This is a genomic window from Lysinimonas soli (assembly GCF_042655435.1).
In the GTDB taxonomy this organism is placed as follows: domain Bacteria; phylum Actinomycetota; class Actinomycetes; order Actinomycetales; family Microbacteriaceae; genus Lysinimonas; species Lysinimonas soli.
Genome location: NZ_JBHSMG010000001.1, coordinates 1,474,365 through 1,498,971, shown reverse-complemented (window position 1 = coordinate 1,498,971; position 24,607 = coordinate 1,474,365). Strand labels below are relative to the sequence as shown.

General features: G+C 71.1%; 28 protein-coding genes, 1 pseudogene and 1 riboswitch. Of the genes and pseudogenes, 21 read left to right on the top strand and 8 right to left on the bottom strand.

The window, feature by feature from the left end; translation table 11 throughout:
* The first annotated feature begins 22 nt into the window (after nt 1-22).
* From ACFPJ4_RS07280 to ACFPJ4_RS07250, 7 genes and pseudogenes are all read left to right on the top strand, one after another.
* On the top strand, nt 23-358 hold the full coding sequence (locus tag ACFPJ4_RS07280; RefSeq protein WP_386739697.1) for a YciI family protein: 336 nt from the start codon (nt 23-25) through the stop codon (nt 356-358).
* Between the two features lie 39 nt (nt 359-397).
* The gene (locus ACFPJ4_RS07275; RefSeq protein ID WP_386739696.1) at nt 398-1,702 is read left to right on the top strand and encodes an RNA polymerase sigma factor; all 1,305 of its coding nucleotides are present in this window, start codon (nt 398-400) and stop codon (nt 1,700-1,702) included.
* A gap of 9 nt (nt 1,703-1,711) precedes the next feature.
* A complete protein-coding gene (locus tag ACFPJ4_RS07270; RefSeq protein ID WP_386739695.1) occupies nt 1,712-3,073 on the top strand; it encodes a glucose-6-phosphate dehydrogenase in 1,362 nt (453 codons plus the stop codon).
* A gap of 40 nt (nt 3,074-3,113) precedes the next feature.
* The gene (locus tag ACFPJ4_RS07265; RefSeq protein WP_386739694.1) at nt 3,114-3,287 is read left to right on the top strand and encodes a hypothetical protein; all 174 of its coding nucleotides are present in this window, start codon (nt 3,114-3,116) and stop codon (nt 3,285-3,287) included.
* A 28-nt stretch (nt 3,288-3,315) separates the two neighbouring features.
* A pseudogene (locus ACFPJ4_RS07260) lies at nt 3,316-3,768 on the top strand (SRPBCC family protein); the annotation flags it as partial.
* Nucleotides 3,769-3,874: 106 nt separating this feature from the next.
* Nucleotides 3,875-4,180, top strand: coding sequence for a hypothetical protein (locus tag ACFPJ4_RS07255; protein WP_386739693.1), 306 nt, complete (start codon nt 3,875-3,877; stop codon nt 4,178-4,180).
* Nucleotides 4,177-4,413 (top strand): hypothetical protein, encoded by a 237-nt coding sequence (locus ACFPJ4_RS07250; protein ID WP_386739692.1) that lies wholly within the window; start codon nt 4,177-4,179, stop codon nt 4,411-4,413. Before ACFPJ4_RS07255 ends, ACFPJ4_RS07250 begins: the two co-directional genes overlap by 4 nt.
* A gap of 10 nt (nt 4,414-4,423) precedes the next feature.
* Here the strand turns inward: ACFPJ4_RS07250 and ACFPJ4_RS07245 are convergent, their stop codons facing one another.
* Both ACFPJ4_RS07245 and ACFPJ4_RS07240 read right to left on the bottom strand, forming a co-directional pair.
* On the bottom strand, nt 4,424-4,915 hold the full coding sequence (locus tag ACFPJ4_RS07245) for an FBP domain-containing protein (RefSeq protein ID WP_386739691.1): 492 nt from the start codon (nt 4,913-4,915) through the stop codon (nt 4,424-4,426).
* 28 nt (nt 4,916-4,943) lie between these two features.
* The gene (locus tag ACFPJ4_RS07240; protein ID WP_386739690.1) at nt 4,944-5,573 is read right to left on the bottom strand and encodes a TetR/AcrR family transcriptional regulator; all 630 of its coding nucleotides are present in this window, start codon (nt 5,571-5,573) and stop codon (nt 4,944-4,946) included.
* An 89-nt stretch (nt 5,574-5,662) separates the two neighbouring features.
* Between ACFPJ4_RS07240 and ACFPJ4_RS07235 the strand changes: the two genes are divergently transcribed.
* The 4 genes from ACFPJ4_RS07235 to ACFPJ4_RS07220 all read left to right on the top strand — a co-directional run bounded on the left by ACFPJ4_RS07235 (nt 5,663) and on the right by ACFPJ4_RS07220 (nt 8,478).
* Nucleotides 5,663-6,043: a VOC family protein gene (locus ACFPJ4_RS07235; protein WP_386739689.1), complete on the top strand. Its 381-nt coding sequence runs from the start codon at nt 5,663-5,665 to the stop codon at nt 6,041-6,043.
* A 70-nt stretch (nt 6,044-6,113) separates the two neighbouring features.
* Entirely contained in the window at nt 6,114-7,664 is a 1,551-nt protein-coding gene (locus tag ACFPJ4_RS07230; protein ID WP_386739688.1) for a DUF7059 domain-containing protein, read from the top strand.
* 102 nt (nt 7,665-7,766) lie between these two features.
* Nucleotides 7,767-7,991: a PspC domain-containing protein gene (locus ACFPJ4_RS07225; RefSeq protein ID WP_386739687.1), complete on the top strand. Its 225-nt coding sequence runs from the start codon at nt 7,767-7,769 to the stop codon at nt 7,989-7,991.
* 91 nt (nt 7,992-8,082) lie between these two features.
* Nucleotides 8,083-8,478, top strand: a complete 396-nt coding sequence (locus tag ACFPJ4_RS07220; RefSeq protein ID WP_386739686.1) for a hypothetical protein — start codon at nt 8,083-8,085, stop codon at nt 8,476-8,478.
* A gap of 3 nt (nt 8,479-8,481) precedes the next feature.
* Here ACFPJ4_RS07220 and ACFPJ4_RS07215 read toward each other — a convergent pair whose 3' ends face one another.
* From ACFPJ4_RS07215 to ACFPJ4_RS07195, 5 genes are all read right to left on the bottom strand, one after another.
* A complete protein-coding gene (locus tag ACFPJ4_RS07215) occupies nt 8,482-9,822 on the bottom strand; it encodes a UDP-glucose dehydrogenase family protein (protein WP_386739685.1) in 1,341 nt (446 codons plus the stop codon).
* 171 nt (nt 9,823-9,993) lie between these two features.
* Nucleotides 9,994-11,043, bottom strand: coding sequence for a zinc-binding dehydrogenase (locus ACFPJ4_RS07210; protein ID WP_386739684.1), 1,050 nt, complete (start codon nt 11,041-11,043; stop codon nt 9,994-9,996).
* Nucleotides 11,040-12,374, bottom strand: a complete 1,335-nt coding sequence (locus tag ACFPJ4_RS07205; RefSeq protein WP_386739683.1) for an acyltransferase family protein — start codon at nt 12,372-12,374, stop codon at nt 11,040-11,042. The genes ACFPJ4_RS07210 and ACFPJ4_RS07205 overlap by 4 nt, the downstream gene beginning before the upstream one ends.
* Nucleotides 12,375-12,417: 43 nt before the next feature.
* On the bottom strand, nt 12,418-14,595 hold the full coding sequence (glgX, locus tag ACFPJ4_RS07200; RefSeq protein WP_386739682.1) for a glycogen debranching protein GlgX: 2,178 nt from the start codon (nt 14,593-14,595) through the stop codon (nt 12,418-12,420).
* Between the two features lie 10 nt (nt 14,596-14,605).
* Entirely contained in the window at nt 14,606-16,018 is a 1,413-nt protein-coding gene (locus ACFPJ4_RS07195) for an HNH endonuclease signature motif containing protein (RefSeq protein ID WP_386739681.1), read from the bottom strand.
* Between the two features lie 555 nt (nt 16,019-16,573).
* On the opposite strand from ACFPJ4_RS07195, the gene ACFPJ4_RS07190 reads away from it, so the two are divergent.
* From ACFPJ4_RS07190 to ACFPJ4_RS07165, 6 genes are all read left to right on the top strand, one after another.
* Nucleotides 16,574-17,185, top strand: coding sequence for a M23 family metallopeptidase (locus ACFPJ4_RS07190; protein ID WP_386739680.1), 612 nt, complete (start codon nt 16,574-16,576; stop codon nt 17,183-17,185).
* A gap of 9 nt (nt 17,186-17,194) precedes the next feature.
* Entirely contained in the window at nt 17,195-17,704 is a 510-nt protein-coding gene (locus tag ACFPJ4_RS07185) for a GNAT family N-acetyltransferase (protein ID WP_386739679.1), read from the top strand.
* Nucleotides 17,701-18,012 carry a hypothetical protein gene (locus ACFPJ4_RS07180; protein WP_386739678.1) on the top strand — a complete coding sequence of 104 codons (312 nt, stop codon included), beginning with the start codon at nt 17,701-17,703 and terminating at the stop codon, nt 18,010-18,012. Before ACFPJ4_RS07185 ends, ACFPJ4_RS07180 begins: the two co-directional genes overlap by 4 nt.
* Nucleotides 18,013-18,089: 77 nt before the next feature.
* On the top strand, nt 18,090-18,794 hold the full coding sequence (locus ACFPJ4_RS07175; RefSeq protein ID WP_386739677.1) for a YidC/Oxa1 family membrane protein insertase: 705 nt from the start codon (nt 18,090-18,092) through the stop codon (nt 18,792-18,794).
* A 28-nt stretch (nt 18,795-18,822) separates the two neighbouring features.
* Nucleotides 18,823-19,641 (top strand): glycosyltransferase family 2 protein, encoded by an 819-nt coding sequence (locus ACFPJ4_RS07170; protein ID WP_386739676.1) that lies wholly within the window; start codon nt 18,823-18,825, stop codon nt 19,639-19,641.
* Between the two features lie 35 nt (nt 19,642-19,676).
* Nucleotides 19,677-20,111: a hypothetical protein gene (locus tag ACFPJ4_RS07165; RefSeq protein WP_386739675.1), complete on the top strand. Its 435-nt coding sequence runs from the start codon at nt 19,677-19,679 to the stop codon at nt 20,109-20,111.
* A gap of 27 nt (nt 20,112-20,138) precedes the next feature.
* On the opposite strand, the gene ACFPJ4_RS07160 is transcribed toward ACFPJ4_RS07165, so the two are convergent.
* Nucleotides 20,139-20,996, bottom strand: a complete 858-nt coding sequence (locus tag ACFPJ4_RS07160; RefSeq protein ID WP_386739789.1) for a polysaccharide deacetylase family protein — start codon at nt 20,994-20,996, stop codon at nt 20,139-20,141.
* A gap of 41 nt (nt 20,997-21,037) precedes the next feature.
* Nucleotides 21,038-21,149, top strand: a riboswitch (TPP riboswitch).
* 32 nt (nt 21,150-21,181) lie between these two features.
* Between ACFPJ4_RS07160 and ACFPJ4_RS07155 the strand changes: the two genes are divergently transcribed.
* From ACFPJ4_RS07155 to ACFPJ4_RS07140, 4 genes are read left to right on the top strand one after another with little or no spacing between them, the layout of a single operon-like run.
* Nucleotides 21,182-21,787, top strand: a complete 606-nt coding sequence (locus ACFPJ4_RS07155) for an ECF transporter S component (RefSeq protein ID WP_386739674.1) — start codon at nt 21,182-21,184, stop codon at nt 21,785-21,787.
* Complete coding sequence (locus tag ACFPJ4_RS07150; RefSeq protein WP_386739788.1) at nt 21,784-23,253, top strand: ABC transporter ATP-binding protein; 1,470 nt, start codon at nt 21,784-21,786, stop codon at nt 23,251-23,253. The genes ACFPJ4_RS07155 and ACFPJ4_RS07150 overlap by 4 nt, the downstream gene beginning before the upstream one ends.
* Nucleotides 23,250-24,035: an energy-coupling factor transporter transmembrane component T family protein gene (locus ACFPJ4_RS07145; protein WP_386739673.1), complete on the top strand. Its 786-nt coding sequence runs from the start codon at nt 23,250-23,252 to the stop codon at nt 24,033-24,035. Before ACFPJ4_RS07150 ends, ACFPJ4_RS07145 begins: the two co-directional genes overlap by 4 nt.
* Nucleotides 24,025-24,591 (top strand): nucleoside/nucleotide kinase family protein, encoded by a 567-nt coding sequence (locus ACFPJ4_RS07140; RefSeq protein WP_386739672.1) that lies wholly within the window; start codon nt 24,025-24,027, stop codon nt 24,589-24,591. Before ACFPJ4_RS07145 ends, ACFPJ4_RS07140 begins: the two co-directional genes overlap by 11 nt.
* Nucleotides 24,592-24,607: the final 16 nt, after the last annotated feature.

Below are 24,607 nucleotides of genomic sequence, written 5' to 3'. Positions count from 1 at the left end.
ACCGTTCCCAGAAGGAGGATTCATGGAATACCTGCTGTTCATCGCCACCGATTCCGAGGCCGAGACGTACGACCCGGCCCAGGACAACATCGAGGAGTGGGTGACCGAGCTGGAGGCATCCGGCGCGCGCAAGCACGGCGACCGGCTGCGCCCGCCCGCCGATGCCACGACGGTGCGGGTCCGCAACGGCGAACTGCTCGTCACCGACGGCCCCTTCGCCGAGACCAAGGAGTGGATCGCCGGCTACGACGTGCTCGAATGCGCGGACCTCGACGAGGCGATCGCGATCGCGGCGAAGCACCCGATGGCACGATTCGGTCGCATCGAGGTGCGCCCGGTCTGGCCCTTCGAGGGCTGACCCGATTCGACACTGTCGAATGACTCGGCAGGAGACGAGGTGACGGGGGCGAGCGTCGAGGCGGTGCGCGCGGCGCTCGCGACCGCGCACCGCGAGGAATGGGCGTCGGTCTTCGGCGGCGTGATGCGCCTGACCGGCGATTGGACGCTCGCGGAGGACTGCGCCCAGGACGCCTTCGAGCGGGCGCTGCTCGCCTGGACCCGCGACGGGATCCCGCGCGTTCCCGGCGCCTGGCTGCTGACGACAGCCCGGCATCGGGCGCTCGACGTGCTCCGCCGGGCGCACCGCGAGCGCGGCAAGCTGCGGCTCGTGGCCGCCGAGACACCCGAGGCCGTCGAGAGTGCCGATGCGATCGACGGACACGACCCCGACTCCCTCGGCGCGGACGACATCGACGTCGCCGATGAGCGTCTTCGCCTGCTCTTCACCTGCTGTCACCCGGCGCTCGCGCTCGAGTCGCGGGTCGCCCTCACGCTGCGCGTGGTCGGCGGGCTCACGACGGCCGAGATCGCACACGCCTTCCTCGTCTCGGAGGCGACGATGTCGCAGCGGCTGCTGCGCACCAAGAACAAGATCGTGCACGCCGGCATCCCGTACCGGGTGCCCGGGCCCGAGCTGCTGCCCGAACGGGTGAGCGGCGTGCTCGCCGTGATCTACCTGATCTTCACCGAGGGGCACGCGCCGAGCGACGGGAGCACCGTGCGCGATGCGCTCGCCGAGGAGGCGATCCGGCTCGCGCGTCTCGTCGTGCGGCTGTTGCCGGCCGAACCGGAACCACGCGAACTGCTCGCGCTGCTGCTGCTCACCCACGCCCGACGCGCGGCGCGTCTGGATGACGCGGGCGAACTGGTGACGCTGGAACAGCAGGATCGATCGCGCTGGAACGTCGTCGCGATCGCCGAGGGGCTCGAGCTCGTCGAGGCCTTCGGTGCGGCTCCCGCGTCCGACGCCGGGCTGGGCGGCTACGGCGTGCAGGCGGCGATCGCCGCGGTGCACGCCCGAGCGGGGCATCCGGACGACACGGACTGGGATGCCATCGTCGCGCTCTACGACGGGCTGCGGCGGCGGCATCCCTCTCCCGTGCTCGACCTCAACCGCGCCGTGGCGCTGGGCTTCCGCGACGGGCCGGCGGCCGGACTCGCGGCCCTCGAGGCTCTCGAGGCGAACCGGCAGCTCGCCGGCAATCACCTGCTGGCCGCGGCCCGGGCCGACGCACTGCGCCGCCTCGGTCGCGTCGACGAGGCGGTGGTGGCCTACCGCCTGGCACGCACGCTGGCTCCGAGCGAAGCCGAGCGCCGGCTGTTCGATCGGCGGATCGGCGAATGCCAGGATGCTGCGCGATAGCCTCGCAGCATGGCGTCATCGCGCATCGACACCCTGATCGTCCTCGGCGCCGGGGGAGATCTCACCTCTCGCCTGCTGCTTCCCGGACTCGCCTCGCTGCTGGCCTCCTCGCGCGGGGCCGAGCTGCAGCTCATCGGCGTCGACCGCGAAGAGGTGACGAATGCCCGTTGGCGCTCCCGTGTCGCCAAGGCCTTCGCGGCGAGCCCCTCCGCCCTCGGCACGCGGGTCGCTCAGGCCTCGACCTACCTCCGGGGCGACGCGACCGACGCGACCGACCTGATGCGGGCGATCGATGCCGCGACCGGTCGGGTCGCCCTCTACTTCGCCCTGCCGCCTGCCGTCGCCGCCCTCGCCGTGGCCGCGCTCGCGGGGCAGAAGCTGCCCGCCGGCATCGTGCTCGCCCTCGAGAAGCCGTTCGGTACCGATCTCGCCTCGGCGCGCGCGCTCAACCGACTGCTGCAGACCGTCGTGCCCGAGGAGCAGGTGTTCCGGGTCGACCACTTTCTCGGCAAGTCGACGGTGCTCAACCTGCTCGGGCTGCGCTTCGCGAACCGGATCTTCGAACCGCTGCTCAGCGCACAGAACGTCGCGCACGTCGAGATCGTGATCGAGGAGGCGCTCGGACTCGAGGGCCGCGCCGGCTACTACGACAAGGCCGGTGCCCTGATCGACATGATCCAGAGCCACCTGCTGCAGGTGCTGGCCCTGGCGGCGATGGAACCGCCGTCGTCGGTCGGGTCGGAGGACCTGCGCGGCGCGATGGCGCAGGTGCTGCGGGCCACGAGGCCGTGGCTCAAGAACGGGACGGAGAGCCGCCGGGCGCGCTACACCGCCGGCAAGGTCGGTCGGCGCACGATGCCCGCCTATGCGGGCGAGCCGGGCGTCGATCCGGCGCGCAAGACCGAGACGCTGGCCGAGATGACGGTCGCGGTCGACACCTGGCGGTGGGACGGCGTGCCGTTCGTGCTGCGTTCGGGCAAGGCGCTGGGCGACCCGCGCCAAGAGATCGTCTTCACCTTCCGTGACGTGCCGCACCTGCCGACCGGGTTCAGCGCGCCGTCGCGTCAGGCGAGGCTTCGCGTCGGGGTGAACCCGGCCACGATGGAGATCGACCTCGTCACCAACGGTCGCGACGACCCCTTCGACCTGGAGTGGGACACCCTGCAGGCCCAGTTCGGCGCCAGCGAGCTCAGCGCCTACGGCGAGGTGCTCGCCGAACTCTGCGCCGGCGATCCGACCCTCTCGGTGCGCGGCGACGTCGCCGAGGAATGCTGGCGCATCGTGACCCCGGTGCTCGCCGCCTGGCGGAAGAACGCGGTGCCGCTCGACAGCTATCCGGCGGGCTCGACCGGCCCGAAGTCGTGGCGGTAGGGGGCTCGGTCGCCGCATCCGCGACCGATAGGCTGACACCATGAAGGTCTTCGTCTTCCTGGTGGCTCTCGCGTTCTTCATCGGTGCGTTCTTCCTCTTCGGCTACGCCATCGAAGCGCCCGAGCAGTGGGCGGGCCTGATGTTCTTCTCGGGGATCCTCTCGGTGGTCGTCGCGCTCGCCATTCCGTTCCACCTCCTCGAGCGCACGGACTGAGACCACGCCTGCTGCCTCGACCACGCGGGGCATCGCGCCCGCACCGCCGGCGCGCACCTTCGATCTTCTGACGCCCAGCGATCCGAGCCGCTTCTATCCCCGGTCGGGCATCCTCCCCGCCGTGGTCGCGGTACGCGATCAGACCGGTGCGTGGGATGCCGCGGGCCAGACGCGCACCCTCCAGCTGTCCAACGGCGGCACCGTGGTCGAGACCGTCCAGCTCGTCGACCGTCCCGGATTCTTCGCCTACGAGCTCACCGGCTTCACGGGCCTCTTCGGTCTGCTGGTGGATCACGCCCGGGCCGAGTGGCGCTTCGACGCCGCCGACGGCGGCACCCTGATCACCTGGACCTACAGCTTCGAGGCTCGACGTGGATGCGGCGGCATCGTCGCGCTGATCGTGCGTTTCGCCTGGGCCGGCTACATGCGGCGGGTCATGGCCGGCCTCGTGGCGGAGGTCCGCCGCGTCGTCTCCGGCTGAGCCGGATGACGGCGGCACCACCGGCAACTCTCGCCGAGTTTTCAGCTCCCGGCCGTAGGCATCGCCCCCGTTCGGGGGATATGCTCGCCGCACGAGGGGGCCGGCTATGGTCGAGACGAGAACCGCAGACACACGTACTCACTCGCGAGCAGAGGATGGTCCGGGCTGGCTCGCCGGTCTCGCCTCGGTGCTCGCACAGGCGACCCGCGTGGCGGTGCGGCTGAGACCCGACGGTCTTCTCGAGCTCTCGGATCGCGGCGAGATCCTCGGTTACGTCGACTACGTCGATCCCGTCTACGTCGCGCTCGTCGGCGACTGCCCGCAGTTCGCTGTCGAGGTCGCGCAACGCGCGACGCTCGCGGCGGCCGTCGACGACGTGCGCCGTCACCAGGGCTCGGGGGAGTCCTGGTGAGCGCTGTCGTCGTGGGCGCTGTCGTCGCCTCGGACGCCGCGCGGCGTGCAGCACCGGCCGTGACCTCCGGAGGCGGAGCGTTCGGCAGCTGGACGATCCTCGGCGAGAACTCCGACCTGGTGCGGGCGGTCGTGACCCGGGAACACGGGAAGTACGTCGTGCGCGACGAGCGCGGCGCGGTGCTCGGTCGCTATGCCGGAGCAGAGGAGGCGCTGGCGAGCGTCTGCGTCTGACCCGGGCGCGTCAGGCGTGCTCGAGCACGCGCGACACGAAGGCGTCGAGCCGCGAGGCGAGGCGAATCGCCCGCCCGGCGACGACCTCGTCGGGTGAGGGTTGCATCTCGTACTGCGGCGGGGCGATCCGGATCAGCAGCGAGCAGGCCAGGTCCGCGCAGATGTAGGTGCCGACCGAGTCGCCGCGCTCGCCGGCGCGACCCGCCCGCGGTGCCGTGAACATCGTGACCTGGGAGGAGGGCTGCGGGGTGTTGCAGAGCGAGCAGATCGCCGACCCGCCACGCAGCCGCGTCTCGGCGGCGCGTAGCACCAGTCCGACCGGGCGTCCGTCGCGCCAGTAGGCGAGATACCCGCGCTGCGGCGAGCCGGGGTCGCGCCAACCGAGGTATTCGCGATCGTCCCAGACGACCTCATGGAGGCCCGGCAGGGGCATCCGCATGGCCTCGTCCTGACTCGCGTTCACGAGCGAGTCCCGGATGTCGGCATCGGTCAGCGGCTTCATGCTGCGTTCAGCCTAAACCGGCCTGCGGCTACAACCCGCGGTCGACCATGTCGATGAGGCGCACCGCGGCCGCGCGGGCCACCTCGGGGTCGAGTCCGCGTAGCGGACCCTCGAGCACGAGCATCGCGAGCCCGTGCACGGCCGACCATGCCGAGAACTCGGCGCCCGGGCGCCGTTCGGGGGGCAGCGCGCCGACCGCGACCAGTTCGTCGAGCGCGATGCCGAGCAGCTGGAACGAGGTGCGTCCGCCCGGGCCCGCCTTCTCGGGGCTCAGTGCCTGGTCGAGGTCGCCCGGCACGGTGAACGCGGCCCGGAAGAGCCCCGGTTCGTCCCGTGCGAAGCCGAGGTAGCCGCGGCCGACCGCGCGCAGGTGCGCGTGTGCCGCCTCCTCGGCGCTGAGCGTCGCGGGCACGGCATCCCACTCGGCCTCGATCGCGCCCGCGACCAGCGATTGCGCCGCGTCGCTGACCGCCTCGACCAACTCGGAACGATCGGCGAAATGCCGGTAGGCGGCGTTCGGCGAGACCCCGGCACGCCGGGTGGCCTCGCGGAGCACGACGGCGTCGGGGCCGCCTTCGCGGGCCATCTCGAGCCCGGCGTCGAGCAGGGCCTGCCGCAGGTCGCCATGGCGGTAGCTGGCGCGCGCGACCGTCGGCATGACGACTCCTGCCCGTCTGGCTCGGTGACCTCTGGCCCCGTGGGAAGGCCGTGTGTAGATTGTGAACAGCGTACACAAAGGAGAGCGCGATGTTGACGACAACCGGCGGTTTCAGTGGATTCTCGGTCGACGATCTCGAGAGGGCCACCGCGTTCTACCGCGATACCCTCGGGCTCAAGGTGATGAGCGACTCGATGGGCCTGCGCCTCAATGTCACGGGTGGCGCGCCCGTCTTCGTCTACGAGAAGCCGAATCACGTGCCCGCGACCTTCACGGTGCTGAACCTCGAGGTGCCCGACATCGACGTCGCGGTGGACGAACTCAGCGCGGCCGGGGTGAAGCTCGAGATCTACCCCGGCACGAACCAGGACGAGCGCGGGATCGCCCGCGGACGTGCGGCGAACAGGGGCCCCGACATCGCCTGGTTCCTCGACCCCGCCGGTAACATCCTGTCGGTGCTGCAGGGCTGACCGGCCCCCGTGGCCGAGCGGTCCACCAGCCTCATCGGGCGGCTTCCAACCGGGCGGCCAGAATAGAGCGGTGCCCACCGCCCCCGCGCAGCCCCTCGAGTCCGCCCCGCTGATCGAGCTGCTGCGCTCCGACCTGATCGCGGCGCGGTTCACGGTTCCCGCGCTCGGAGCTCTCTGGGGCGCCGAGGCCGACGCGGCCCTCGAACGCGGCAACCGGGTGCCCGCCGAGCGTGCCCTGAGCCGCCGCACGACGCCGCTCGGCACCCTCGCCTCGCTCTTCGTGCTCGGATCTCCGGTCGCCCGGGACGCCGCCGAGGCGGCCCTCGCGTCGCTCACGCTCGAGGGCGCGCGCCGTCTGGGCCTCGTCGAGGAGCACGGCGATCGGGTCACGGCGCTCGTCGATCTGCGGCCCTACGACTTCCTCGACGCCCAGGGCGCCGGCTCCTGGTGGATCGCGAGCGACCTGGGCGAGCTCGCCACCGGTCGCGAGCTGCGCCCCGACCATGTGCTCGGGGTCGGCGGGGCCTCGCTGACGCTGAGCGGGCTGCTGCTGCCCGACCCCGTCGCGACGGTGCTCGACCTGGGGACCGGATGCGGCATCCAGGCCATGCACGCGTCCCGGTGGGCCGATCGCGTGGTCGCCACCGACATCTCGTCCCGCGCACTCGAGCTGGCCCGGTTCAACGCGGTGCTCAACGGCATCGAGGGCATCGACTTCCGGCTCGGCAGCCTCTACGAGCCGGTCGCGGGGGAGCGCTTCGATCGGATCGTCTCGAACCCGCCCTTCGTCATCACGCCGCGCGCGCCCGGGGTGCCGGAGTACGAGTACCGCGACGGCGGGTTGGTCGGCGATGCGCTCATCGAGCAGGTGGTCGCCGGCGCGGCAGAGCACCTCGTTCCCGGCGGGATCGCGCAGCTGCTGGGCAACTGGGAGTACCGCGCCGACGTCGACGGTCTGCAGCGAGCGGCGGGCTGGGCCGACGAGGCGGGGCTGGACGCCTGGATCATCGAACGGGAACGGCAGGACCCGTCGCAGTACGCCGAGACCTGGATCCGCGACGGCGGCACGCGGCCCGGGTCGGCCGACTTCGAGCGGCTCTGCGGCGCGTGGCTCGACGACTTCGACGCCCGGGGAGTGACGGGGGTGGGGTTCGGGTATCTGCTGCTGCGGCATCCGGACCCCGCGGCGCCGTCGATGAGGGGCCGAATGCGGCGGGTGGAACGCCTCGATGCTCCACTCGGTCGCGGCACGGCGGGCCTCGGAACGCATCTGTCGACCGCGCTCGCGGCCGCGGACTGGCAGGCCGTGCGCTCCGACGCAGAGCTGCTCGCCGCCCGATTGCAGGTCGCGGGCGACGTCACGGAGGAGCGCAGCCATTGGCCCGGCGAGGCGGACCCCAGCGTGCTGGTGCTGCGTCAGGGCGGCGGATTCCGCCGCGAGGTGCGCGTCGGCACGGAGCTCGCCGCGATCGTGGGTGCCTGCGACGGCGAACTCGGCCTCGGCGTGATCGTGACCGCCGTCGCGCAGCTGCTCGATCTCGACGTCGCGGAGCTGGAACGCTCGACGGTCGCCGAGGTGCGCGAGTTGCTGATCGACGGGATGCTGCTGCCGGGGTCGTGAGAGCGTCGTGGCGGCGCGGGCGCGGGCGCGGTGGCCGTGGACACCCGGATGCCGGGGGTTAACCCGCTGGCCCGTGCTGTCGATCCGGGGGAGGCTTGAGCCATGACAACCTCCTCTCTCGTCCGCCCGCGCGAGGGCCGCATCGTCGCCGGGGTCTGCGCGGGCCTCGCCCGCCGGTTCGGCTGGGACGTCACGGTGGTCCGGCTGATCGCGATCCTGTCGTTCGTGCTCCCCGGGTCGCAGCTGCTGATCTACGCGATCTGCTGGGCGGTCATCCCCAACGAGCCGCTGCCGTCTCCGGTGGTGACGGGCTCCAGCACCGTCTGACCGGGCACCGCTCCCCGGCCAGGCAATCCCGAGGCGCAGTCCAGCAGGCGTCCAGATCGCCCGCCTACCGTGATGGGAGGAGGTGGACGAGATGGGTGTACTGAGCCGGCTGTTCGGCACCGAGCATGGCGATATCGCCCATGACCGCGTCCTTCGCCGTTACCGCCACGTGCTCGGAACCGCTCCCATCGAGTCCCTCGAGCAGGCGCACACCGAGGCCTTCCTCGACCTCCGCGAGCCGCAGCGCGAGGCGATCTACGAAGAACTCAGCCGGGGAGCCGGCACGGGGGAGCGTCCGCTCTCGAGCGAGCCGGCCACCCTCGCGCGCTCCGCGACCCGGGCCGAACGTCGAGTGCCCGGCTCGCTCGAACGAACCCTCCGCAGCGCCGACGAACGCGGCGGATTCGGCGGCTCGCTCGTGGTCCCGGTCGTCGACCACGTGGTGGGGTCGCCGCTCGTGAGCGCCTTCCTGCCCTGGAACGGCTGAGCCTCAGACCAGGGCGCCCACTCGCGCGTCCATGCGCCGCCGTCCCAGCGCACGGTAGCGCCATCCGGCCGCCCGCCAGGCCTCGGCGTCGAGACAGTTGCGGCCGTCGACGACGATCGGATTCGCGACCTTGCGGGCGAGGACCTCGGGGTCGATCTCGAGGTAGTCGCCCCATTCGGTCAGCACGAGCACGACGTCGGCGTCGGCGACCGCCTCGTCCAGCGACTCGGTGTAGCTGAGCTCGGGGAACCGCTTGCGCGAGTTCGGCACGGCCTTCGGATCGTGGCAGATGACGGCCGCGCCCTGCAGCGAGAGCATCGCGGCGACGTTCAGGGCGGGAGAGTCGCGCACATCGTCGGAATCCGGCTTGAAGGCGAGGCCGAGCACCGCGATCCGCCGCCCCAGCAGCGAACCGTCGAGCACCTCGCGCACCAGATCGACGGCGCGCTCCCGTCGGCGCATGTTGATCCGGTCGACCTCCCGCAGGAAGGTCAGCGCCTGATCGGCACCGAGCTCGCCGGCACGCGCCATGAACGCGCGGATGTCTTTGGGCAGGCATCCGCCGCCGAAGCCGAGCCCGGCGTTGAGAAAGCGGCGTCCGATGCGCGCGTCGTACCCGATCGCGTCGGCGAGCTGGGTGACGTCCGCGCCGACGACCTCGCACACCTCCGCCATCGCGTTGATGAACGAGATCTTGGTCGCGAGGAAGGCGTTCGCCGAGACCTTCACGAGCTCGGCCGTCTCGTAGTCGGTGACGACGAGCGGCGTGCCCTCGGACAGGGTCGCGGCGTAGACCTCGTCGAGCAGCTGCCGAGCACCCGCGGGGTCTCCGTCGGGAACCCCGTAGACCAGCCGATCGGGGTGCAGCGTGTCTTTCACGGCCAGGCCCTCACGAAGGAACTCGGGGTTCCAGGCCAGGGACGCGCCGGTCTCCGACTCGGCCAGGCGATCGGCGATGCCGCGCGCCGTGCCGACCGGCACCGTCGACTTGCCGACCACGAGGTCGCCCGCCTCGAGCCAGGGAACGAGCGCGTCGATCGCCGCGTCGACGAAGCGCAGATCCGCGGCGTTCTCGCGTGGCTTCTGCGGGGTGCCCACGGCGACGAAGTGGATGCGGTTGCCCCGGGCCGCCGACATGTCGGTCGTGAACCGCAGGCGACCGCCGGCGAGCGATCGCTCGAGCAGTTCGGGCAGGCCCGGTTCGTAGAACGGCGCCCGACCGGAGGCGAGCATCGCGATCTTCGCCTCGTCGATATCGATGCCGACGACGTCGTGACCGAGTTCGGCCATGCTCGCGGCGTGGACGGCTCCGAGGTATCCGCAGCCGATGACGGTGATGCGCATGGGCGTTCCCTTCCCGTGATCGTCGACGGCCGTGACGCCTCCTCGGCGGTGTCGCTGCCGAGATGATCGCCGACCTCTTCGTCCTGTTCGGACGGTACCGGCGCCAGGGGACGGCGCAGCGACATCCCGGTTGTCAGGACGTTGAACAGTGCGGGAACTGTTGTGGGGGCCTCAGGGGCGCAACAGGCTCTTGATGGCGCGGCGCTCGTCCATCGCCGCGTAGGCCTCGGCGGCCTCCTCGAGGGGCAGCTCGAGGTCGAAGACGAGTCCGGGCTCGATGGTGCCGTCGAGCACGTCGGGTAGCAGTTCGGGGATGTAGTGCCGCGCCGGCGCCATGCCGCCGCCGACCATGATGTTGCGCGAGAACAGCACCCCGATCGGAAGACGCGACCCCCCGGCCGGAACGCCAACGTAGCCGACCCGACCGCCGCCGCGTACGGCGCCGATCGCCTGGTTCATCGACTCCTCGGTGCCCACGCATTCCAGCGCGGAGTCGGCGAGTTCGCCGCCGAGCAGGTCGCGGATCGCGGCGACGCCGTCCTCACCGCGCTCGGCCACGACATCCGTCGCTCCGAAGCGACGGGCGAGCTCGGCGCGGTCGGCGTGCCGGCTCATCGCGATCACGCGCGGAGCGCCGAGCCGGGCGGCGGCGAGCACGCCGCTCAGGCCGACGGCGCCGTCGCCGACCACGACGACGGTGCTCTCGGGCCCGACGCCGGCCGACACCGCGGCGTGGTGTCCGGTCGACATCACGTCGGCGAGCGCCAGCAGGCTCGGCACGAGGGCGTCGTCCACGGGCGCGGGGACGACGACGAGTGAGCCGTCGGCGAGGGGGATGCGGGCGATCTCGCCCTGCGCACCGGGGGTGTCGAGTCCCGCGGCATCCTTGCTGCCGAAGAAGCTGCTGTGGTCGCAGGCCGAGGTGAATCCGGCCCGACAGCTCTGGCAGGTGTTGTCGCTGAACGAGAACGCCGAGATCACGAAGTCGCCCGGCTTCACCGAGCGCACCTCGGCGCCGACCTGTTCCACGACGCCCACGAGCTCGTGTCCCATCGCCTGCGGCGCGTCGATGGGGCGCACTCCGCGGTACGGCCACAGATCGGAGCCGCACACGCACGCCGCCGTGACCCTGACGATGGCGTCCGTCGGGGCGAGGATGACCGGATCGGGCCGCTCCTCGACGCGGATTTCGCGGACACCGTGCAGGATCGTCGCCTTCATGCTCGCCAGCCTAGGTGCTCATTTCCTCGTGTGCAGGAGCCGCACGGGCCGCAGGCAGGCGCACCGGGCGTCGACCCAGCAGCAGCAGGGCGATCGAGAAGCACCCCACCCCGAGGATCGCGAGCGTCAGGTCGAAGGGGAACTCGATCTCGAGCAGAGGGGGCGCGATGGTCAGGGCGGCCGCGACGATGACGACCCGAACCGGGGGAGTCCGGCTCGGAGCGCGCCGGGTCTCCCAGCGCCCGATGAGCCTCGACAGCGCCAAAAGCAGGGCGATCACGAGGAGGTAGAACGGGATCCGCAGCCACCACCAGTTCGCAGTCCCGGGCTCGGGGCTCGCACCCGGCATCAGCAGGGCCAGGCCCGAGAGCACGATGATGATCGGCAGGTGCCAGAGGTAGATCGTCATGAGCCGGGATCCCACCAATCGGACCGTGACGGATGCCACCCTCGTGCGTATGAGCGCGGCCAGGGCGGGCCGCAGCAGCTGCAGCACGCACGCCTGCGAGAGCCCGAGCGCCACGAGAGGCAGCGTGGGCGGGTTCAGGTTTGTTGAGCATGTCGGGCGAGTACGGACCCCAGAGCGTGAGCGGGATCAGCGTCGCCCAGCTCACGATCCCCAGGATCGCCAACTGCCACCACCGTCGGGCGGCGAACCGGCCGTCGGCGTACCAGAATCCGAACTGCTGGATGAGCATCCAGACGAAGAACAGATTGACGAGGCCGATCTCGACGATCCCGGTGCGGTAGCGCAGCAGGTCGACGACGATCGCGCCGGCGAGCAGCAGCAGGACCGTGAGCCGCGGTGCCCGGGCGTGCCACCCCGAGGCGACGGGCACGAGCACCTGGCTGAGGCCGTATGCCGCCAGGAACCACAGCGGCGAGCCGGCTCCGAGCGTGACCGTGTCGAGCAGGGCGGGGTCGACGCCGATGAGCGTCGCCGCTCCGACGACGACCGCGAAGAAGACGAACAAGGGCAGCGCGGGTTCCGCCAGACGCAGCACCCGACTCGCCGCGTAGCTCGCCGCGAGGCCGCCCTCCCGCTCGGTCATCGCGGCTCCCGGCTCGCCGCGGGTCTGCATGCGGCGCCAGGCGGTGCTGCCGGCGAATCCGCCCACGACGAAGAACAACGGCATGATCTGCAGCACCCAGGTGGCGGCGTCGAACCAGGGCTGGTGCTCGAGCGGCCGGCTGACCACGAGTCCCCGAGGTCCGGTGCCGACTCCGACCTCGAGCAGATGGATGGCGACCACCAGCAGCACGCAGAACACCCGCGCGAGGTCGAGGGTCGGGTCGCGCTTCGTGACGTCGATGCCGGGGGTGGGCGTCATCGGGACGGCCTCCTCGGGCATTCTCGGACGTCCCGGGGCGTCGTCACTCGACATCCGGCGAGACGGTCGTCGGCGGCGCGAGGCTCGCGCTCACGGCCGGGTCTCCCGAGGCGGCGGCGGTGTGCTCCCGCAGCACGAGGATCGAGTGGGCGCCGACCCTGCACGCCGACCCCGCCGTGAGCACCTCGCCGTCGACATGCGCGCCTGAGGTGTCGACGATGATGTCCCACCCCACGGCGTGGTCGGCATCCGGAAGCACGAGGGGCACCGGTTGATCGTGCGCCGAGTAGTACACGATGAACGCCACGTCGGTGACCCGCTGCCCGCGCGCATCGACGCCGTGGATGCCCTGGCCGTTGAGGTACATGCCGAGCGTGCGGCCGAATCCCGACTCCCAGTCCTCCGGCGTCATCGCCGAGCCGTCGGGGGTCAGCCACTCGACATCGGGCAGCGGCTCACCCTGGGCGCGTACGATCGGCCGGCCGTCGAAGAATCGGCTGCGCCGGAACGTCGGATGCTCGCGCCGCAGCCGTGCGATCGCCGCCGTGAAGTCGATGAGGCCCTGGTCGGCCCGGTCCCAGTGCACCCAGGTGAGTTCGGAGTCCTGGGCGTAGCCGTTGTTGTTGCCGGATTGCGTGCGCCCGAGTTCGTCACCGTGCAGGATCATCGGCACGCCCTGCGACAGCAGCAGCGTGGCCAGGAAGTTGCGCTGCTGGCGCGAGCGCAGCGCGATGATCGCCGGGTCGTCGCTGGGACCCTCGACCCCGCAGTTCCAGGAGCGGTTGTCGTCGGTGCCGTCCTTGCCGTCCTCGCCGTTGGCCAGGTTGTGCTTCGAGTCGTACGAGACCAGGTCCAGCAGCGTGAAGCCGTCGTGGGCCGTGACGAAGTTGATCGAGGCGACGGGGCGACGTCCGGTGTTCTCGTAGAGGTCGGATGACCCGGTCAGCCGCGAGGCCAGCTCGCCGAGCGTCGACGGCTCGCCCCGCCAGAAGTCGCGCACCGTGTCGCGGTACTTGCCGTTCCACTCGGTCCACTGCGGAGGGAAGTTGCCCACCTGGTAGCCGCCGGGGCCGATGTCCCACGGTTCGGCGATGAGCTTGACCTGCGACACGATCGGATCCTGCTGCACGAGCTCGAAGAACGCCGACAGCCGGTCGACCTCGTAGAACTCGCGTGCGAGAGTCGCCGCCAGGTCGAAGCGGAAGCCGTCGACGTGCATCTCGGTCACCCAGTACCGCAGGCTGTCCATGATGAGCTGCAGGGTGTGCGGGTTCCCTGCGTTGAGCGAGTTGCCGGTGCCCGTGTAGTCCATGTAGAACTCGGGTTGCCCGTCGACGAGCCGGTAGTACGCCGCGTTGTCGATCCCGCGCATCGACAGGGTGGGACCGAGCTGGTTGCCCTCGGCCGTGTGGTTGTAGACGACATCCAGGATGACCTCGATGCCCGCCGCGTGCAGGGCGCGCACCATGCCCTTGAACTCCTGCACCTGCTGCCCGAGGGCTCCTGCCGAGGAATACGCCGCATGCGGAGCGAAGTAGCCGATCGTGTCGTAGCCCCAGTAGTTGCTGAGGCCCTTCTGCTGCAAGGTGCTGTCGTCGACGAACTGGTGCACCGGCATGAGCTCGATCGCGGTCGCGCCGATCTTCTGGAGGTGACCGATGACCGCGGGGTGGGCGAGGGCGCCGTAGGTTCCGCGCTGGTCGTCCGGGACATCCGGATGCAGCTCGGTCAAGCCCTTCACGTGGGCTTCGTAGATCACCGATTCGGCGAGGGGCGTGCGCGGGGCGCGATCGCCGCTCCAGTCGAAGAAGGGGTTGACGACGACGCCGTGCAGGGTGTCTTTGGCGGAGTCGTCGTCGTTGCGCTGCTCGGGGTTGTCGAACCGGTATGAGAACAGCGACTGCCCCCAGCGGATGTCGCCGGTCGTCGCCTTGGCGTACGGGTCGAGCAGGAGCTTGGCGGGGTTGCAGCGCTGGCCCTTCGTGGGATCCCACGGTCCCGCCACTCGGTAGCCGTAGCGCTGCCCGGGTTGCACTCCGGGCAGGTAGCCGTGCCAGACGTAGCCGTCGACCTCGGTGAGGGGGATCTGCGTCTCGCTCAGCTCGGCGTCGAAGAGGCACAGCGTGACGCTCTCTGCCACCTCGCTGAAGAGAGCGAAGTTGGTTCCGTTTCCGTCGAAGGTGGCTCCCAATGGGTACGCCGTTCCCGGCCAGAGCTGCATGCCGTCGACGCTACTGGCTCGACGTCGGGATCACCCGTGGGGCACGCTCGCCGTCGCCGTCGCCGTCGCCGTCGCCGCCCCGCTCCGCACCGACCCCACTCGCGCGCAGCAGGCGTCGATGCGTCGGATTCCTCGGGATGAGCGGGATCGACCGTCGATGGAGTCGATCACCGGGCGGAGGAATGAGGTCATAGCGGGTGCCGTCTCGCCTGATCTTCCATCCGTTGTTGTGCGTCAGCAGATGATGATGGCGGCAGAGGAGGATGCCGTCGTCGACATCGGTGGATCCGTGGTCGCGGTGCCATTCGTTGATGTGATGGGCTTCGGTCCAGGAGGGCGGTCGCTCGCACTCGGGGATCGCGCATCCGCCCCAGATCGCGGCGAGCACGGTCCGCTGAGCCTGGGTGAACCGCCGTCGGCTGCGCCCGAGTCGCAGCGGCGTTCCGTTGTCGTCGAACTGGATCGCCACGCTGCCCTCAGCGCACGCGATCCGTTCGGCCGTTCCCGTCGAGATCGCCGAGGTCTGACCCTCGAGGTGAGCTCCTCCCGCTCCCCGCGCGAGGTCGGCCAAGGCGACATGCACGCGTACTGCGGGGGTGCGCGTGCCGAACACGCGACCCTCGTCGGCTGCCGCTGCGATGCGGACCATCTCGATCAGAGCGTCGAGAGCGAGTTGCTCGGTCGTGCGCCGATCCTGAATGACGGCGTCGGCACGAGCTCGTGCGCTCGGGTCGACGAACCGGGGTCCGCCGCGGCGTGGCGCGGTGACGGCGTCGATCGCGTCGGTCAGCAGAGCGGCGGACTCGGGGTCGAGCAGACCACTGAGTCGGGTCGTGCCGTCGGATTGCGGCGTCAGCCGCAGAAACCTCTTGTCGCGCAGGGCCGCTTCCCGATCGGCGATGCCGGCCTCGTCGAGGTCGTCGCGCAGCTCGCGCGCCCGTCGTGCCACCTTCTCGGGCGGCAACTCGCGCGCGGTGCTCAGCAGAGCGCGCGCCGCATCTGCGAGATCGTCGGCGGCGACATCGGCTGAGGGCGAGCCCAGTCCGGTCTGGATGGCCGCAGCGGCCCCGATCGACAGCGCACCTTCCGTGACGCGCGTTGCCACCTCGCTGAGCCACGGCGCCGGATCGCCCAGCATGGCACCGACCGAGGTGATCGCTCGCGCTTCGGGGCCCGAGGTACCCGTGAGCTGCGAGACCAGGGCGTCGGCCGTGCGCGCGCCGGCTCGCTGTGCGAGGCCGTCGTAGCCGAGCTCGAGCGAGGACCGAGCCGCGACCACTCCGGCAAGGGTGGCGAGCCCGGCATCGACGACTCGACGGGTCTGAGCCCACTGCCGCATCGCCTCGATCAGCTCCTCATCGCTGGCGTGCGCGATCGCTGTGAGGTCGGGGACCTCCAGATGCGTGGTCGCGATCAGGGGCATGGAACGATCCTCCTACAAAGGGAACAAGAATTCTAGATATGCTCACCTGTTGGTGGACAACTATCGAAGATAGATCCTGTGGAGGAGGGGCGCGGGAGCATCGGCCGAGCGCACGGGAGACGTACGGGAAAGGCACGCAGGGCACACGCGCGGCTGCGAAAGAAGGCCCGCCGCACGCCCGTGGGAGCCCCGACCATGGCTCCTGACGTCCAGCTGCCAGGTGCCGCCCAGGTTCATGAAGAAGCATGGATCCGACCCCGCTTGTTCCGGTGTGACGTTATCCACCGTGCAGAACGGCGACGTGGGTCCGCTCCATCAGAGGACGCACACTGGGCGTCCCGCGCGTGCACGGTGCCGCGCTCGACTCGAAAGTGCTCGTCCTTGTTCCTTCAGAAGAGCGCGTCCGCGCGCCCCGATCGCCCCCGTGACCACCACCCCCGCGACCACCACCCCCGCGACCATCGCCCCGACGGCCACCCGAACTCCCGCCACCACCCGCACGACCGCGCCCCGCTCGCCGGCTTCCTCCGGGTCAATCGCTCCGTTCTCGCCATCGTGGCCACTGCAGTCGTCGTCGCCGCGGTCGGCATCCACGAGTTGCCGGCACAGGCGGCGACGCAGCAGCTGCCGTTCGCGGCCTCGGAGGCGCAGGGACTGAAGGTGGCGGCATCCGCATCGTCCGGCGTGCGCGTCGAGCGCGACGGGTTCACCGTGACGACCTTCTCGATGGTGCAGTGGCCGATCGATCCCTCGAGCCCGGTCAGCAGCCCCTTCGGACCGCGCGCGGCACCGTGCGCCGGCTGCTCGACCTTCCACCGCGGGGTCGATTTCACTCCCGGTGCGGGCACGCCGATCGCAGCCATCGCCGACGGGGTCGTCACCGAGGTAGGCAATCCCTCGGGTGAGCTCGGCGTCTACGCGATCATCCAGCACGACATCGACGGGGTGATCGTGAGCAGCGTCTACGGCCACATGGCCTCCGGCTCCCTGCGACTGAGCGTCGGTCAGACGGTCGCGCGCGGCACGATCGTGGGGCTGGTCGGCGACACCGGCGAGAGCACAGGACCGCACCTGCACTTCGGCATCCTGGACGCGGCGGGCACCCCGATCAACCCCGTCGACTGGATGCGCACCCACGCGAACGAGGCCTGGCACCCCGCCAGCTAGCCTGATCCGGTGAGCGACCCGATCCTGCGCCCCTACCGCGACGATGACCTCGATGCCCTCGTCGCGGTGAACGACGCCGCGTACCCTGCGGTGCCGATCACCCCCGCCGTCGAGTTCGCCGAGCTGGTCGCGATGAGCTCGGTGCGACTCGTCGTCGACGACGGGCGGCCCGCCGGCTTCCTGCTCGGGATGCCGCCAGGGCTCGACTACCGGAGCGAGAACTACCTGTTCTTCAGCGCGCGCTCCGACGACTTCGTCTACGTGGATCGCATCGTGCTGAGCCCGCACCTCCAAGGCCGGGGGATCGGTCCACGCCTCTACGAGGCGGCCTTCGCCGAGGCGCGGCGCGTCGGCGCCTCGGAGGTGCTGTGCGAGGTGAACCTCGAGCCCCCGAACCCGGGCTCGCTCGCCTTCCACAGCCGGCTCGGGTTCGTCGAGGTGGGCCGGCAGTCCACGAAGGGCGGCGCCAACATCGTGGCTCTCCTCGCGGCGCCGGTCGGCGGTAATCTGACCGCATGATGGCGAGCAGCATCGCGAGCAGGCTGAGTCGCGTGGTCGCCGCGGTCGAGCTGCTGCTCGCGCTGACCACCACACTGACGAGCACGCCGACGAGTTCGACCGTGTCCGCGGCGTTCGTCGTGGCCGTGCTGGCCATCGTCGCCGTCCTCATCGCGCGTGCTCTGCCGCCGCGCTGGGGCGGCATCCCGCTCGGTGTCGGGGCCCGCGCCGCCCTCGATCGCATGGTGCCGCGCACCGCCCAGACCGACCCCGCCGCGCGGGGTCACCGCCGACCGCGAGCACCGGGCCGTCTGCTGCCGGCCGTCTGACTCCTGCCGTGCCCACCTCCGGTGGGGGCGATGGCCGAACGAACTCATCCTTCCGTTCGACCTGTCAGGAGACACCCATGGACATCTTCGACTTCCCCCCGATCGCCGCCCTTCTCGATGGGGCGTCCACCGCTCTCGCCGCCCTCGGCGGGGTCGTGACGCCAGGCGTGGCGATCGTGCTCGTCACGATCGCGATCCGCACGGCCCTGATCCCGCTCGCTCTCGCGACCGTCCGCGCCGAGGGCCATCGGCGCCGGCTTGCACCCCGCATCGCCCAGCTGCGCTCCCGCTTCGCCCGGCAGCCCGATCGTCTCCAGCGCGAGACTCTCGCCCTCTACGCCGCCGAGAAGGTCTCGCCGATCGCCGGCCTGCTTCCGGGTCTTGCGCAGGCCCCCGTGCTGACTCTGGTGTATGCCCTGTTCACCTCGCCGACGATCGACGGCCACGCCAACGCCCTGCTGAGCGCCACCTTCCTGGGTGCTCCGCTCGGCCGGCACCTGATCGCGGCCACGAGCGGATTCCTGGCGACGGACGGTGTCGCGATCGCGCTCCTGGTCGTCATCGCGATCGTGGCCGGGCTCTCGCGACGGGCTGCCCGACGCATCGCGGTGCCGCTCGATCCCGCCCAGCAGGGGATCGCCGATCTGCTCAGCTGGACCCCGTTCCTGACCGTGATCTTCGCCGCGATCGTGCCCTTGGCCGCCACCGTGTACCTCGCCGTGTCGACGAGCTGGACCCTGGTCGAACGCGCCGTGATGCGTCGAGTGCTCTGGGCCCGGTAACGGGGGAGGGAGCCGTTAGAGTCAAGCCATGGTGACCGCTCCGACGGTATCGATCGTCATCCCGGCCTACAACGAGGAACGCACCATCCGCGCCTGCGTGGTGGCGGCGATCGAGCAGACGGTGCCGGCCGACGAGATCATCGTGGTCGACAACCGCTCGACCGACGGCACCCGCGCGGTGTTCGACTCCCTGCGCATCGAATACCCGGATGCCCCCCTGCTGATCCTGGAGCAGAACCGCGAGCAGGGCCTGGTTCCCACCCGTAACCTGGGGCTCGACCACGCCATCGGGGAGGTGATCGGCCGCATCGACGCCGACTCCGTGCTCGAACCGGGGTGGGTCGAGGAGGTCAAGCAGATCTTCCTCGATGACACCGTCGACGGCGCGACCGGGCCGATGATCTACTACGACATGCCGCTGCGGCGTTTCGGGCTGCGCGCCGACGACGGGTTGCGGCGGGCGATCCTCAAGCTCGCCCGCGACTACCACTTCCTGTTCGGCAGCAACATGGCGCTGCGCGCGTCGGCATGGCGCGACATCCGGGAGCACGTCTGCCGTGACGAGGCCGACGAGATGCACGAGGACATCGACCTCAGCATCCATCTCTCCCAGCGCGGTCATCGGGTCGTCTACGCCTCGAAGATGGTCGCCGGGATGTCGGCCCGCCGCCTCGACGACAACCCGCGCGACTACTTCCACTACGTGCGCCGCTGGGAGCGCAGCTACGACAACCACGGCATCACCGACCCGGCCCTGCGCGCGCCGATGGTGGTCTTCTCGGCGATCTACCCCGTGCTCAAGGGGGTGCGCATCAACCAGATGCGCCGCGCCGGATCGGCGCGGTAGGCCGCTCCACCGGGCGCCTCTGGCACGCTGAGGGGATGCCCTCCTTCGTCATCACGGCCCTCGACAGCGGTCCCGCCGAGTTCGAGGCGGTCCTGCCGCTGCGCGCGCGGGTGCTGCGGGTCGTGCCCGGCCCGGATCGTGCCGACTACGTGCTGTGCTTCGCTGAGCGGCCGATCCCGTTCCGGCCGCCCGCGGGCTTCGACCTCGATCGAACCCAGCCCGGATTCCGCACCCGCGACGAGGACGGCGAGGTCATCCTCGTGCAGGGGCTCGTGGTCTGCACCCGAATGGTCGGCGACAGCTTCTCGGCCGGCATGACGGGGCTGCCGATCAACATCGCGTACGTGATCGACAACACGGTGACCCTCGACGCCGCGCTCGACTTCGGCAAGATCGAGTTCGCGGCGATCGGCTACGTCGACGACAGCCCCGTCGAGGTGCTGCTGCCCGGGGAGGATCCGGCGGGCTGAGGCCCGAGGCGCCCGCGGCGCCCGTGGTCACCGCGCGAAGACGTCGTCCAGGGTCACGGGCTGCAACGCACGGTCGCGGATGAGCTGCAACAGCTGGTCGAACACGTGCGTGACGGGGTCGAAGTTCGCATGCCCGATCACGATGTGCTGCGGGAGGAACCATTTCTGCGCGAACTGCACGACCTGCGCCTCGGTGATCCGGCCGGAGTCCGAGAGCGTGCCGAACCACAGCACGGGCTGCGTGTAGCCGACGGCGTGCGCCGCCGCGCGCACCCGGGCGTCGAGATAGCCGAAGGGCGGTCGATAGTAGGGGGCGGCATCCACCCCGAAGGTGTCTTTGATGAACGTGCCGCAGCCGGTCAGTTCGTTCTGAATGGCGCCCGCACTGAGCTTCGTCAGGTCCGGATGCGACATCGTGTGATTACCGAGCTGGATCTGGCCGTTCTCGACCAGCGGTCGCATGGCCGCGGCGTTGTCGGTCCACGAGGAGTACTTCTTGGTCACGAAGAAGGTCAGGCGCATTCCCGTGCGACGGCAGAGCTCGGTGTAGGCGGCGACGACCTCGCTGCTGGCGCCGTCGTCGACGGTCAGGGCCAGCAGGCTGCCGCTGCCGGGGAGGCCGTACAGGGTGGCGCCGGGGAGCTTCACTCTGGTCAGTTGCGGAGCGCCGAAGTGCGGCGGCAGAGGCGTCGCCGAGGGGATCGGATCGGGGTGGGCGCGGGGAGACCCGCTCGCGACCGACGGACCGGGTCGCGGGGTCGTCGGTGTCGGGGCCGATGCGCGGAACCCGCCCGCGACGGCCTCGCCGGCCACGACGGCACCCGCGCCGAGCCCGAACCCGAGCACGGTGAGTCCGACCCGGGTAAGGAAGCGTCGGCGGTCCATGGCTGCCACGGGGCACAGCCTAGGTGCCGCGGGGCTAGACTCGTCGCTGAACACGGGAGTCCGGTGTGCCGGGCTGAGAGGAAGCTGATCGAAGCTTCGACCGTCGAACCTGATCCGGATCATGCCGGCGCAGGGAGGCAGATTCTCGGAACCCGTGCCCTCACTCACCTCAGAGAGGCACGAACATGGCAACGACATCCACCGGCAATCACTCGCGGATCGTCTGGCGTTGGCGCGTCGTCGACATCGTCGTGGCCGCCGTCATCGGCGTCGCCACGGGCCTGATCTACTGGGCCTGGCAGTTCCCGGCCGCCGGGATCGCCGCGGCCCTCCCCGGGGTGCAGAGCCTCGGGTACGGCCTCTGGCTGCTTGCCGGCGTCCTCGCGGCTCTCGTGATCCGCAAGCCGGGGGCCGCTCTGTTCGCCGAGCTCGTCGCGGCGATCGTCGAGGCGCTCGTCGGCAACCAGTGGGGCGGCGCGGTCACGGTGCTCTACGGCGTCGTCGAGGGACTCGGCGCCGAGCTGGTGTTCGCGGCATTCCTCTACGCCAACTGGCGGTTGTTCGTCGCGATCCTGTCGGGCATCCTCGCCGGGATCGGCGGGGCGATCCTCGATCTGGTGCTGTACTACCCCGGGTCGACCCCGGTGTTCTCGCTGGTCTACGTCATCTCGTTCGCGGTCTCCGGTGCGGTGCTGGCCGGCGTGGTCGGCTGGCTGATCGTGCGGGCGCTGGCGCCGACGGGCGCGCTCAACCGCTTCGCCTCGGGGCGGCAGCGAACGGCGGAGGTCTGACGAACCGCTCCGAGTCGCCGACCCCGGCCGCGGTCGAGGCGCGCGGCTGGGGCTGGCGTCACGCCGGGCGCCGCGCCTGGGCCCTTCGCGAGCTCGAACTCCGGATCGAGCCGGGAGAGCGCATTCTGCTGCTCGGCCCCTCCGGATCGGGCAAGTCGACTCTGCTGGCGGGGCTCGCGGGCGTTCTCGGCGGCGACGAGGAGGGCGAGAGCGCGGGTACTCTGCGCGTTGCCGGTCGCGACCCGGCTTCGGCGCGCGGGGCCGCCGGACTCGTGCTTCAAGACCCGGACTCGCAGGTGATCATGTCGCGCGTCGGCGACGATGTCGCGTTCGGCTGCGAGAACCTCGGCGTGCCTCGCGACGAGACGTGGAGCCGCGTGCGGGAGGCGCTCGAGCTGGTCGGGCTCGCGGTGCCGCTCGGTCATCCGACCGAGGCCCTCTCGGGCGGTCAGAAGCAGCGGCTCGCCCTTGCGGGGGCGCTCGCGATGCGCCCGGGGCTGCTGCTGCTCGACGAGCCGACCGCCAACGTCGATCCGGAGGGCGTGATCCGGGTGCGGGATGCCGTCGCGGCCGTGCTGCAGCGCACCGGCTCGACCGCGATCATCGTCGAGCATCGCGTCGAGGCCTGGCTCGATGTCGTGGACCGCATCGTGGTGCTCGGCTCGGACGGGAAGCTGTTGGCCGACGGAGCGCCGCGGTCGGTGCTGGCCCGCCAGGGCGACGCTCTCGCGGCGGCCGGCGTCTGGGTGCCCGGGCGTGAGCCGCGGATCACGCGCCGCGCCGCAGCGGGGGAACGCACCCCGCTGCTCGGGGCGCAGGAGCTGCGCATCGCCCGCGTCGCGGGTGCCACGCTTCCGAGCCGGATCGATGCAACCGTCGAGTCCGGAACGGTGCTCGCGCTCACGGGCGCCAACGGCACGGGCAAGACGACCCTCGCCCTCACCTTGGGCGGGCTTCTCGCCCCGGCGGGCGGTGAGTTGCGGGCGAGCGACGGCTTCGCCGGGGGAGTCGATCCTCGGCCGATCCGTTGGCGCTCGCGCGAGCTGCTGAGCCGCATCGGCTCGGTGTTCCAGACTCCCGAGCACCAGTTCCTCACCGCCACCGTGCGCGACGAGCTGGCACTCGGCCCTCGAGCGCTCGGGGTGCCCCCGGCCGAGGTCGACGCGCGCGTCGGCGCCCTGCTCGAGCGCCTCGATCTCGCCTGGCTGGCGGCGGCCAACCCCTTCACGCTGTCGGGCGGGCAGAAGCGACGCCTCTCGGTCGCCGCGGTACTGGCCGCGCGACCGCGCATGCTCGTGCTCGACGAACCCACCTTCGGGCAGGATGCCCGCACCTGGGCTGCCCTCGTCGCTCTTCTGGACGAGCTGCGGGCCGAGGGCGCGGCGGTGGTGGCGGCGACCCACGACCGCCGCCTGATCGCCGAGCTCGACGCGGGCGAACTCGTGCTGCAGGGGGTCGCGGCGTGAGCGCAGCCGTGGTCTCCCTCGAACTGCGGCGGGGCGCAGCGGCGGTCAACCCGGTCGCCAAGCTCGCCGCGACCCTGGTGCTGGCCGTCGCGCTCGCCCTCTCGGTGGATGCCGTCTCGGCCGGCGTCGCCCTGGCTCTCGAACTCGCTGCGCTGCCGCTCGCGGGGCTCGGCTGGGCGCCGTTCTGGCATCGCACCTCGGCGCTCTGGATCACGGCGCCGCTCGCCGGCGTCACGGTCGCCCTCTACGGCAAGGCATCCGGTCGTGTCTACGTCGATGCGCTGCTCGTGCACGTGACCGACGGATCGCTGCACCTGGCTCTCGTGACCGTCCTTCGCGTGCTCGCGATCGCGCTCCCGGCGGTCGTGCTGTTCGCGACCGTGGATGCCACGGAGTTCGCCGACGCCCTCGCTCAGCTGTTGCGCCTTCCCGCCCGGTTCGTGCTCGGCGCCCTTGCCGCCTTCCGCCTGTTCGGGCTGATGCGCGACGACTGGCGCGCCCTCGAGCTCGCCCGCCGGGCGCGCGGCGTGGCCGACCGCGGACGCCTCCGGCGCTTCGCCGGCTCGGCCTTCGCCCTGTTCGTGCTGTCGATCCGCCGGGGAAGCGCGCTCGCGACCGCGATGGAGGCCCGTGGATTCGGCGGCCCGACACCGCGCAGCTGGGCCCGTGCCTCGTACTTCGGGCGCCGGGAGGTGCTGCTGATCGCGGTCGCGACGGCGATCGCCGCCGCCGCCGTCACCGCTGCAGTCGCGACCGGGCAGTGGGTGTTTCTTGGACACTGATCTCACAGACGCGGGCACGCCGGGCGAGCCGCTCGACCCGTCGGGCCTCGAGCGGCTCGCATCGGCCATCACCCGCTCGAACCCCTCCGGTCGCGTCGTCGTGCTGATCGACGGCCGCTCCGGCTCGGGCAAGACCGTGCTCGCGCAGGGCCTGGCGCCCCGGCTGGGCGCCCAGTTGGTCAGCCTCGACGACGTGTACCCGGGATGGGACGGGCTCGAGGCCGGCTCCACAGCGGTCCACGAGACGATGCTGCGTTCGCGCGACCCGGGGTGGCGGCGCTGGGACTGGGCGACGGACGGACCGGCGGAATGGCATCCGATCGACCCGGAGCGCCCCCTGATCGTCGAAGGCTGCGGGGCGCTGAGCCGGACGAATCGGGCGATGGCCGGCTTCGGGATCTGGCTCGAACTGGATGCCGCCGAGCGCCGTCGCCGCGCCTCGGCCCGCGACCTCGGTCGCTTCGACCCCTACTGGGATCGCTGGGCGGCCCAGGAGGACGCCTTCGACGCTCGCGAGCACCCGCGTCGCCTCGCCGACCTCGTGATCGCCGCCTGAGCGCCGTCGCGGTCGG

What these genes read in the sequence shown, in the direction of transcription:
- ACFPJ4_RS07205 (WP_386739683.1), bottom strand. Translation starts at nt 12,374, where the DNA reads ATGACGCCCACCCCCGGCATCGACGTCACGAAGCGCGACCCGACCCTC.
- ACFPJ4_RS07195 (WP_386739681.1), bottom strand. Translation starts at nt 16,018, where the DNA reads ATGCCCCTGATCGCGACCACGCATCTGGAGGTCCCCGACCTCACAGCG.
- ACFPJ4_RS07220 (WP_386739686.1), top strand. Translation starts at nt 8,083, where the DNA reads ATGGGTGTACTGAGCCGGCTGTTCGGCACCGAGCATGGCGATATCGCC.
- ACFPJ4_RS07255 (WP_386739693.1), top strand. Translation starts at nt 3,875, where the DNA reads ATGGTCGAGACGAGAACCGCAGACACACGTACTCACTCGCGAGCAGAG.
- ACFPJ4_RS07265 (WP_386739694.1), top strand. Translation starts at nt 3,114, where the DNA reads ATGAAGGTCTTCGTCTTCCTGGTGGCTCTCGCGTTCTTCATCGGTGCG.
- ACFPJ4_RS07160 (WP_386739789.1), bottom strand. Translation starts at nt 20,996, where the DNA reads ATGGACCGCCGACGCTTCCTTACCCGGGTCGGACTCACCGTGCTCGGG.
- ACFPJ4_RS07280 (WP_386739697.1), top strand. Translation starts at nt 23, where the DNA reads ATGGAATACCTGCTGTTCATCGCCACCGATTCCGAGGCCGAGACGTAC.
- ACFPJ4_RS07240 (WP_386739690.1), bottom strand. Translation starts at nt 5,573, where the DNA reads ATGCCGACGGTCGCGCGCGCCAGCTACCGCCATGGCGACCTGCGGCAG.
- ACFPJ4_RS07210 (WP_386739684.1), bottom strand. Translation starts at nt 11,043, where the DNA reads ATGAAGGCGACGATCCTGCACGGTGTCCGCGAAATCCGCGTCGAGGAG.
- glgX (WP_386739682.1), bottom strand. Translation starts at nt 14,595, where the DNA reads ATGCAGCTCTGGCCGGGAACGGCGTACCCATTGGGAGCCACCTTCGAC.
- ACFPJ4_RS07180 (WP_386739678.1), top strand. Translation starts at nt 17,701, where the DNA reads ATGATGGCGAGCAGCATCGCGAGCAGGCTGAGTCGCGTGGTCGCCGCG.
- ACFPJ4_RS07245 (WP_386739691.1), bottom strand. Translation starts at nt 4,915, where the DNA reads ATGAAGCCGCTGACCGATGCCGACATCCGGGACTCGCTCGTGAACGCG.
- ACFPJ4_RS07270 (WP_386739695.1), top strand. Translation starts at nt 1,712, where the DNA reads ATGGCGTCATCGCGCATCGACACCCTGATCGTCCTCGGCGCCGGGGGA.
- ACFPJ4_RS07225 (WP_386739687.1), top strand. Translation starts at nt 7,767, where the DNA reads ATGACAACCTCCTCTCTCGTCCGCCCGCGCGAGGGCCGCATCGTCGCC.
- ACFPJ4_RS07175 (WP_386739677.1), top strand. Translation starts at nt 18,090, where the DNA reads ATGGACATCTTCGACTTCCCCCCGATCGCCGCCCTTCTCGATGGGGCG.
- ACFPJ4_RS07165 (WP_386739675.1), top strand. Translation starts at nt 19,677, where the DNA reads ATGCCCTCCTTCGTCATCACGGCCCTCGACAGCGGTCCCGCCGAGTTC.
- ACFPJ4_RS07215 (WP_386739685.1), bottom strand. Translation starts at nt 9,822, where the DNA reads ATGCGCATCACCGTCATCGGCTGCGGATACCTCGGAGCCGTCCACGCC.
- ACFPJ4_RS07235 (WP_386739689.1), top strand. Translation starts at nt 5,663, where the DNA reads ATGTTGACGACAACCGGCGGTTTCAGTGGATTCTCGGTCGACGATCTC.
- ACFPJ4_RS07170 (WP_386739676.1), top strand. Translation starts at nt 18,823, where the DNA reads ATGGTGACCGCTCCGACGGTATCGATCGTCATCCCGGCCTACAACGAG.
- ACFPJ4_RS07155 (WP_386739674.1), top strand. Translation starts at nt 21,182, where the DNA reads ATGGCAACGACATCCACCGGCAATCACTCGCGGATCGTCTGGCGTTGG.